The sequence below is a fragment of the Actinotalea sp. genome (genome assembly GCF_041597215.1).
Taxonomy (GTDB): domain Bacteria; phylum Actinomycetota; class Actinomycetes; order Actinomycetales; family Cellulomonadaceae; genus Actinotalea.
The window spans coordinates 1-6498 of the sequence record NZ_JBFHHB010000180.1 but is presented as its reverse complement, the minus strand read 5'-3'; the positions used below and the strand labels follow the sequence as shown (position 1 = coordinate 6498).

General features: G+C 72.8%; 8 protein-coding genes and 1 pseudogene. 3 read left to right on the top strand and 6 right to left on the bottom strand.

Annotation, left to right across the window (positions count from 1 at the left end; genetic code table 11):
• The 3 genes and pseudogenes from ABWK99_RS12080 to ABWK99_RS12070 form a co-directional block, all read right to left on the bottom strand.
• A pseudogene (locus ABWK99_RS12080) lies at positions 1 to 206 on the bottom strand (hypothetical protein); the annotation flags it as partial.
• Complete coding sequence (locus tag ABWK99_RS12075) at positions 203 to 889, bottom strand: phosphatase PAP2 family protein (RefSeq protein WP_372594951.1); 687 nt, start codon at positions 887 to 889, stop codon at positions 203 to 205. The gene ABWK99_RS12075 and the pseudogene ABWK99_RS12080, both read right to left, overlap by 4 nt.
• 74 nt (positions 890 to 963) lie before the next feature.
• A complete protein-coding gene (locus tag ABWK99_RS12070; RefSeq protein ID WP_372594950.1) occupies positions 964 to 1389 on the bottom strand; it encodes an ArsR/SmtB family transcription factor in 426 nt (141 codons plus the stop codon).
• Positions 1390 to 1483: 94 nt separating this feature from the next.
• On the opposite strand from ABWK99_RS12070, the gene arsD reads away from it, so the two are divergent.
• Together arsD and arsA are read left to right on the top strand one after the other, a co-directional pair.
• The gene (arsD, locus tag ABWK99_RS12065; RefSeq protein WP_372594949.1) at positions 1484 to 1861 is read left to right on the top strand and encodes an arsenite efflux transporter metallochaperone ArsD; all 378 of its coding nucleotides are present in this window, start codon (positions 1484 to 1486) and stop codon (positions 1859 to 1861) included.
• Entirely contained in the window at positions 1855 to 3660 is a 1806-nt protein-coding gene (gene arsA / locus ABWK99_RS12060; protein ID WP_372594948.1) for an arsenical pump-driving ATPase, read from the top strand. Before arsD ends, arsA begins: the two co-directional genes overlap by 7 nt.
• A 9-nt stretch (positions 3661 to 3669) precedes the next feature.
• On the opposite strand, the gene ABWK99_RS12055 is transcribed toward arsA, so the two are convergent.
• From ABWK99_RS12055 to ABWK99_RS12045, 3 genes are all read right to left on the bottom strand, one after another.
• Positions 3670 to 4062 (bottom strand): low molecular weight phosphatase family protein, encoded by a 393-nt coding sequence (locus ABWK99_RS12055; RefSeq protein ID WP_372594947.1) that lies wholly within the window; start codon positions 4060 to 4062, stop codon positions 3670 to 3672.
• 88 nt (positions 4063 to 4150) lie between these two features.
• Complete coding sequence (locus ABWK99_RS12050) at positions 4151 to 5107, bottom strand: patatin-like phospholipase family protein (RefSeq protein ID WP_372594946.1); 957 nt, start codon at positions 5105 to 5107, stop codon at positions 4151 to 4153.
• A 68-nt stretch (positions 5108 to 5175) separates the two neighbouring features.
• Complete coding sequence (locus tag ABWK99_RS12045) at positions 5176 to 5775, bottom strand: hypothetical protein (RefSeq protein WP_372594945.1); 600 nt, start codon at positions 5773 to 5775, stop codon at positions 5176 to 5178.
• A 193-nt stretch (positions 5776 to 5968) separates the two neighbouring features.
• On the opposite strand from ABWK99_RS12045, the gene ABWK99_RS12040 reads away from it, so the two are divergent.
• Complete coding sequence (locus ABWK99_RS12040) at positions 5969 to 6412, top strand: hypothetical protein (protein WP_372594944.1); 444 nt, start codon at positions 5969 to 5971, stop codon at positions 6410 to 6412.
• Positions 6413 to 6498 lie beyond the last annotated feature (86 nt).

The window sequence follows — 6498 nt, the reverse complement described above, 5'->3', positions numbered from 1 at the left end:
TCGCCGAGCGGGCCGACGATGAGCAGACCGAGGCCGACCACCAGGGCGAACAGCCCGACACCCGGTACCAGTGCGCGCCGCCACAGGTCGTGCCACGCCTCTGCGACGGTGGGGCGCGTCGGATCTGCCGCGTACCTGTCGAGTCGTCCCCGGGAGTGACGAGCGCCCCCGGGTGTCGGATGGGGGCCGGTGGTCTCGAGGTTCATCGCGACTCCTGGGACGGGTGGACGACGGGACGTGAGCCGGGGCCTTCGCGGGGCGCGGAGAGGAAGCCGATCGCCGAACCCGCGACCAGGGCAGTGGAGAGCAGCACACCGCCGAGGACATCGGAGGGGTAGTGCACCCCGAGCAGTACCCGGTCCGCACCGGTCACGAGGACGAGCACCAGGCCCGCGGACACCGCCAGCGACCGGCCGCGGTGACGCAGCAAGGGCCAGAGAAGGATCACCGCGGCGGCCGCGACCGCTGTGGCGTTCGCGGTGTGGCCGGAGGGAAAGCTGTACCCGGGTGCCAGCGCCACCGCGTCGTCGACGATCGGACGTGCGCGCTCGACCGCGATCTTGGCGAGGTTCGCCATACCCCAGGCGACCAGCACCGTGCCGGCGGCCCACACGGCTCGGCGGCCGAGCCCCGCGGCCCGCCACACGAGCAGGCACAGGATCGCGAAGCCGAGGTTGAGCCACCGGGCCTGGAGGAGCTCCTGGCCGACGAGCAACGCGTCGAGCAGCGCCGGTCGTGCCCGCGTCAGGTCCGTCGCCCACCTGACGGCCGCCGCGTCAGCGTCCGCCACGGTGGACCAGCCGACACGGACGACGAACGCCAGGATCAGGGTCGGCACGCTGAACGCCGTGGCCAGGCCCACCGCCCGCAGCATCCGCCGGGTCATCATCCGAGCAAGGTAGCCGCGGAGGGCCGGAGTCGCGCGGCAAGTGCGGAGGGGTGCCTGTGGTCTGGCGTCCCTCGTCAGGCGAGCGTCGAGGTCACGGCGTCGCGCGCGGAAACCGGCCCACCACCCGGCGTGTGCTCACCCGGCTGCTGCAGTCCACCGCCGAGCACTCCGGCGAGGTCGCCGAGGGCCCCGGGAACCACGCTGTAGTGGACCCAGGTGCCGCGCCGTTCGCCGGTGACCAGGCCCGCCTCGCGCAGCACCTTGAGGTGGTGCGAGACGGTCGGCTGGCTCAGACCGAGCGGTCCGGTCAGGTCGCAGACGCACACCTCCCCGGACTCGTGGGCCGCGATCAACGACAGCAGGCGCAGGCGCCCCGGGTCGCCCAGGGCCTTGAACCGCAGGGCCAGGGGAGCGGCCTGCTCGGAACCCATCGGGGTGCCGATCAGGGGTGGGGAGCACGCGGACAGGTCGGTGAGGGGCAGCTCGGTCAGGGGTGTCACCCCCTCAGCATCCTCGCTGAATTGACACTTGTCGATCCAAGGCCGATGCTGAATCGACAGACGTCGATCCAACCCGTCGTGGAGGTACCGGTCCGTGAGCACCATCGAAGTCTTCGAACCCGCCATGTGCTGCAGCACCGGAGTGTGCGGTCCGGAGGTCCCGCAGGAGCTCGTGAGCTTCTCCGCCGACCTGGACTGGCTGCGCAGCCAGGGGGCCGAGGTGGCACGGCACAACCTGGCGAGCGAGCCGGCGGCCTTCGCCGGCAAGCCCGCGGTCCTGGAGTTCCTGCAGGTCTCGGGCTCGGAGGGACTTCCGCTCGTCCTCGTCAACGGCGCGATCGCCATGGCCGGCCGCTACCCCTCGCGTGCCGAGCTGACGCGATGGGCCGGCACGGCCCAGGCAGAGCCGACCCCGTCGCCGCTTCCGATGGCGGCAGCCGGCGGCTGCTGCGGTGGTGGTGGCTCGTGCTGACCGGCCCCGCTCTCCCCACGCCGAGCTTCCTCGCCGACGTCCCGCGCTACGTCTTCCTCACGGGGAAGGGCGGTGTGGGCAAGACCTCGATCGCCTGCGCCTCGGCGATCGCCCTCGCGGCCGCCGGCCGTTCGGTGCTGCTGGTCAGCACGGACCCCGCCTCGAACGTGGGCCAGGTCTTCGGCCTGAGCATCGGCAACACGATCACACCCGTACCGGCCGTTCCCGGCCTCTCAGCACTGGAGATCAACCCGGACCAGGCGTCCGCCGCCTACCGTGAGCGCATCGTCGGGCCCGTGCGGGGGATCCTCCCTGAGGTCGAGGTCGCGCTCATCGAGGAGCAGCTCTCGGGTGCCTGCACCACCGAGATCGCCTCGTTCAACGAGTTCACGGCCCTGCTGACCGACGAGGGGTCGACGGCGGGCTTCGACCACATCATCTTCGACACGGCGCCCACCGGGCACACGATCCGCCTCCTCCAGCTGCCCTCCTCGTGGACCGACTTCCTCGACGACGGTGTGGGCGACGCGTCGTGCCTCGGGCCCTTGGCGGGGCTGGACCGTCAGCGCACCGTCTACGCCCAGGCCGTCGCGGCGCTGGCCGACCCGGCGCGGACCCGGCTGGTCCTGGTGACGCGCGCCCAGCGGGCGGCCGTGGCCGAGGTGGCCCGCACCTACGGTGAGCTCGCGGCCCTGGGCATGGAACGCCAGCACCTGGTGATCAACGCCGTCATGCCTCGGCCCGCTCCGGGCGATGCCCTGGCCGATGCGGTATTCGCCCGCGAGCAGGCCGCCCTGGAGGACCTTCCTGCCGCGCTGGCCGGACTTCCCCGTGACGTCCTGGAGCTCAAGGGGCAGAACATGGTCGGGCTCGAGGCGCTGGAGGGGCTCTTCGCGGCCGATACGGGCTCCGAGGTCCCGGCGCCCGTGCGAGCAGCCCTCCCGTCCGGGGCGGTGGCTCTCGACTCGCTCGTCGACGAGCTCGCAGCTCAGGGTCACGGCCTGATCCTCACGATGGGCAAGGGTGGGGTCGGCAAGACCACCGTCGCCGCTGCGCTCGCCGTGGCGCTGGCCGACCGCGGGCTGCCGGTCCACCTGACGACCACCGACCCCGCCGCGCACCTGGCCCAGACCCTCGACGGGTCGGTGCCGAACCTCGAGGTCTCGCGGATCGACCCGGTCGTGGAGACCGAGCGCTACCGCCAGGGTGTGCTGGCACGCAAGGGCGCCGCACTCGACGAGGCGGGCCGCGCCAGCCTCGAGGAGGACCTGCGCTCACCGTGCACCGAGGAGATCGCCGTCTTCCAGGCGTTCTCCAAGGTCGTCAACGAGGGCAAGCGGCGATTCGTCGTCGTGGACACCGCGCCGACCGGGCACACCTTGCTGCTGCTGGACGCGACCGGGTCCTACCACCGCGACATCGTGCGTCAGATGGGCACCGGGGCGGGCAACCTCACCACCCCGATGATGCGGCTCCAGGACCCCGACCACACCAAGGTCGTCGTCGTGACCCTGCCGGAAGCCACCCCGGTGCTCGAGGCCGCGGAGCTTGCAGCCGACCTGGAGCGCGCGGGGATCAGCCCCTGGGCGTGGCTGGTCAACACCTCCCTCGCGGCGGCGGAGACGAGCGACCCCCTGCTGGCCCGACGGGCAGCGAGCGAGGTCGGCCAGATCGCCCGGGTCGTCGAGAGCGAGGCGGACCGGTGCGCGATCGTGCCGCTCCTGGCCGTCGAGCCGGTGGGTGCACCAGCGCTTCGAGCGCTCGTCGCCTCGGGAAGCCTGGAGCCGGTCGGCACCTGAGCGGGGTGCTCAGTCGGCCAGCAGCTCGTCCACCAGCGCCCGGACGCGTTCCTCGAGGTGCTCGCGGAGCGGTCTGATCCCCTCCACGTCCCACCCGGCAGGGTCGGGAAGGGGCCAGACCTGCACCGCGGGCGCCCCGGGGAGGTCGAGCCCGGGCTTGAGGGCGACCACGACGTCTGCCTGCTCGACCAGGGCGGAGGTGATGAGGGTCGGCACCTGGTCGGTGCGGTCGATCCCGAGCTCGGCCAAGGAGTCCATGACCACCGCGGAGACCTGTGCCTCGGGCTCGGTCCCGGCGGACAGCACGCGGACGGCGTCCCCGGCATAGCTCGCGGCCAGGCCGGCGGCGAGCTGGGAGCGGCCGGCGTTGTGGACGCAGACGAACAGGACGGTCGGGGTCATGGTCGGGCTCCTGGGCTCAGTAGAGGTGGGCGGACTGTGTCTCGCCGCGGTGAACGGGGCACGTGGGCGTCGGTGGCCGTGCCGCGCCTCACTCGCTGCCGATCGCGCGGTCGAGCGCGTCCTCCGTGAGGACCCTGCCGAGCGCGATCAGCTCGGTCGCACGGTGGAAGTCGAGGGTCCTGGCAGCGTCTCCGGGCACGGTCACGAGCACGTCCGGGGGGAGCGCGGCGAGCCGGAAGCGGGTGATCAGCGCACCCATCGTGTCCAGCGACATCGAGGTGACGTCTGCGACGCCGAGGCCCGGTGGGGGAGGGTCGAAGGCGGGGGAGCCCTCGGTCCGTGTCTCGGCCCGTCCCGCGAGACGCGAGAGGACCGTGGTGGCCAGGTCGTTCCCCCAGACCCCCGTCGCACCCTTGCGGAACCGGTCGAGCCACTCGCTCGCCGGACGAGCGGCCGAGCTCTCCCGTGCCGGGGTGCCGGCGAAGCCGAGCGTCCGGGCGCCGGCGAGGGACACCGCGAGCGTGAAGTCGGCATCGGCACCGATCACCGGTTCCACCGGCACGGGGTTCAGGACCCCGCCGTCCACCAGCAGCCGTCCGTTCACCATGATCGGCGTGATGAGTCCGGGGATCGCGACCGAGGCGCGGATGGCCACGTCGAGCGGGCCCGAGGTGAACCACACCTCGCGACGGGCGCCGATGTCCGTGGCCACGGCGGTGTACGGGATGGGCAGGTCCTCGATCAGGGTCCCGCCGAGGATCTCGCTCATCCGCGCGAGGACCCGTTCCAGCCGGATCGCGCCCGGTCCGGACAGGGCAGGGTCGAGGAGTCGGAGCACGTCGCGCTGGGAGAGGGAGGTGACCCACTCGGTGTACTCCTCCAGCTTTCCCGCGGCGAGCAAGCCGCCGATGACAGCGCCGATCGACGTCCCGGCCACGGCCGTGACCTGGTACCCGCGCTCGGCGAGCACCTGGGCGACGCCGATGTGCGCGTAGCCCCGCGCGCCGCCCGATCCCAGGACCAGTGCCACCCGTTTGTCGCTCACCGCACCAGTATCCGTGCTCGACTCCGGACTGGCCGGGAGCCATGCCCGTGCCGAGCGGCAGCCCTAGGTCAGCAGCTCACGTCGACCGTCGCGGTCGGCTGGTCGCCGTGCGGTCGGTTCGGGCCGACGGCGCGCATCGTGGCCGTCCCCGTTACCGATCCGCCGCTCACGGTGAGGTCGAGCTCCTCCACGTTGGCGGCGTAGAGCAGCTCGGCGTTCTGCCGGTTCTCGTCGTAGTCGCCCTCGATGGATCCCACGGTGACCGCGACCTCGTCCGGGCTGAAGCCGAGCCGGGCGAGGGTGAGGTCCGTCGTGCCGTCGGCCGTCGTCCCGGCGAGGTCGTAGCCGTTCGTCAGCGGGATCTCGTCGGGCACCGTCTCGGAGGTGTCGCAGGTGGTCATCTCGAAGGTGTAGACGGTGCCGTCGTCCATGGTGATCACCCCTGTCCCGGGGCCCCCGGCGGCGGCCTCGGCCGGCTCCTGCCCGGTCTCCTCGGTCGCCGTCTCGCTGCTCCCGGAGTCCTCGGCGGTGCTGCTGGAGTCGTCGGCGGCTCCGGAGGCCTCGGCGCTCTCCGTGGAGCCGCTGCATGCGGTCAGCAGGAGGAGTGCCGCGATCGCGGCGAGCCCACGGGTCGGGAATCGGACATGTCCGGCACATGTGATCTCCATCACCTGAGGGTAGGGGGCGGGCGCCGTCGCCGCATACCCTCCCCGCGTGCCGGCCACCGCGGGCACGCCCCTCGGGCCATCGGGTCTCTCGGCCCAGGCCGGGTGCGGTGACCGCCGGCGCAGGGCACTGAGGGCAGGTAGTCAACCGGGGCGGCGAGTTGGTGCGAGGTCCTGCGGCCCGTAGCCTCCGGCCATGAGCACCCTGAACGAGGTCGGCGAACGCGATGCGTGGCGGTGCTGGCTGTGCGACGAGCCCGTCGACCCGGACGCCTCGGTCAACGCGGACCGCGGGCCGAGCGTCGACGGCGGGTCGGCGCCGAAGGGCAAGAAGGCCGCGCCCGGAACGGAACGGCTCGCCCATCGCGCCTGCAACACCCGTAAGGGCGCGATCACGCCCGTCGTCGAGTGGCCGTCCTCGTTGTTCGTCGTGGACCCGGCGCCGATCGTGGCGACCGTCGAGCGACTGACGCGCAAGGGCGGGCGCGAGGTCGTCGGGCGGTGCCCGACCCAGGCCGACGGGGACGAGGCCGCGGCTTGGCTGGTCGACAGGTTGTCCCGGTACGCCCCCGGTCTGCGCGTACGCGCGAGCGTGGAGCCCGGTGGTGGTCAGTACCTCCTGGCGCTGCGCGCCCTCTGACGCGGCGGGACCGACTTCCGCGGCCGGGGCGAGCCCGTCGACGGCCGCGACGGACGGGCTCCCGGTCCATCGCGAGCCGGATCGTG

Excerpts from the sequence above, each read along its gene's own strand:
- ABWK99_RS12075 (WP_372594951.1), bottom strand. The coding sequence starts at position 889 with ATGATGACCCGGCGGATGCTGCGGGCGGTGGGCCTGGCCACGGCGTTC.
- ABWK99_RS12045 (WP_372594945.1), bottom strand. The coding sequence starts at position 5,775 with ATGGAGATCACATGTGCCGGACATGTCCGATTCCCGACCCGTGGGCTC.
- ABWK99_RS12055 (WP_372594947.1), bottom strand. The coding sequence starts at position 4,062 with ATGACCCCGACCGTCCTGTTCGTCTGCGTCCACAACGCCGGCCGCTCC.
- ABWK99_RS12040 (WP_372594944.1), top strand. The coding sequence starts at position 5,969 with ATGAGCACCCTGAACGAGGTCGGCGAACGCGATGCGTGGCGGTGCTGG.